The sequence below is a fragment of the Flavobacterium sp. genome, from assembly GCF_049240005.1.
Lineage (GTDB): Bacteria > Bacteroidota > Bacteroidia > Flavobacteriales > Flavobacteriaceae > Flavobacterium.
Map to the genome: position 1 here is coordinate 1 of NZ_JBMLTK010000001.1, position 1,140 is coordinate 1,140.

The 1,140-nt window shown below is 37.8% G+C and carries 1 protein-coding gene and 1 pseudogene; one reads left to right on the top strand and one right to left on the bottom strand.

Annotated features, from left to right (window positions below; all coding sequences use genetic code 11):
- Positions 1 to 531, top strand: a pseudogene (locus ACOVQQ_RS00005) (primosomal protein N'); the annotation flags it as partial.
- A gap of 6 nt (positions 532 to 537) precedes the next feature.
- On the opposite strand, the gene ACOVQQ_RS00010 reads toward ACOVQQ_RS00005, so the two are convergent.
- Positions 538 to 1,140 (bottom strand): LytR/AlgR family response regulator transcription factor (locus ACOVQQ_RS00010; protein ID WP_421816395.1); only part of this gene is annotated, 603 nt, incomplete at its 5' end.

A 1,140-nucleotide genomic window follows, 5' to 3' on the forward strand; every position in this document is an offset into this window, starting at 1 on the left:
GTTGGCATCATGAACGCCGACAATATGTTGTACCATCCCGATTTTCGGGCTTTTGAAAGAAGTTATCAGATGATGACGCAAGTCGCCGGACGTTCCGGGCGTAGCGAAAAGCGCGGGAAAGTGGTGATACAAACCTATAATCCGCTGCACAATATCATACAGCAAGTCACACACCACGACTACGAAGGCATGTACAAAGAGCAATTGTACGAAAGAAAGATTTATTATTATCCGCCGTTTTACCGATTGATTCGCTTAACCTTAAAACACCGTGATTTCGAAAAATTGAAAGAAGGTTCGATGTGGTTGTATCAGGTGTTAAAACAAAACTTATCGATTCCGGTTTTAGGTCCGGAAGAACCTGCTGTGAGTCGCATTCGCAATGAATACATTCGAACCATAATGGTTAAAATACCGAGCGATGCGTCATTACAAGGCACAAAAAAAACTATCCAGAAAGTACTGAATAGTTTTGAAGTGGTAGCGCAATACAGAACCATAAAGGTTACTGTAAACGTTGATTTTTATTGAGTAAATCTAAGCAATAGCTAACGCTTTAATTAAATCTTCTTTCTTGTTGCGACTTAACGGAATTTTAGTCATTCCGATTTCAGCAAACTTACTATTGAAGCGTTCTACTTTGTCTATATTAATAATATAGGACTTGTGTACGCGAATGAATTTTTCTTTCGATAAATCCTGTTCGAACGATTTCATTGTAGAAAGCACTAAATTACTGTCGTCTTCCGTAACTACTTTTACATAATCACCGTAAGCTTCAATCCATTTAATCTTATTAGTGTAAACCTTTAATTTTTTGAGGTTACTCTTAATAAAGATGTGTTCACCTTCTTCTTCCTGGTTTTCTTTCTTAAGCATGTGGAATTCCATAGCTCTTCGAACGGAAGCATTGAAACGATCTAACGCGATAGGCTTTTGTAGGTAATCTGTAGCGTCATAATCAAACGCTTTCATAGCATATTCCGCCTTGGACGTGATAAAAATAATTTGGGGTTTTACTTTTAATCCGTCTAAAAAATCAAATCCACTGATGACCGGCATCTCGATATCGAGAAAAATCAAGTCAACCGTGTGTACCGACATGCAATTCTTTGCTTCGATTGCATTAGAAAAATCACC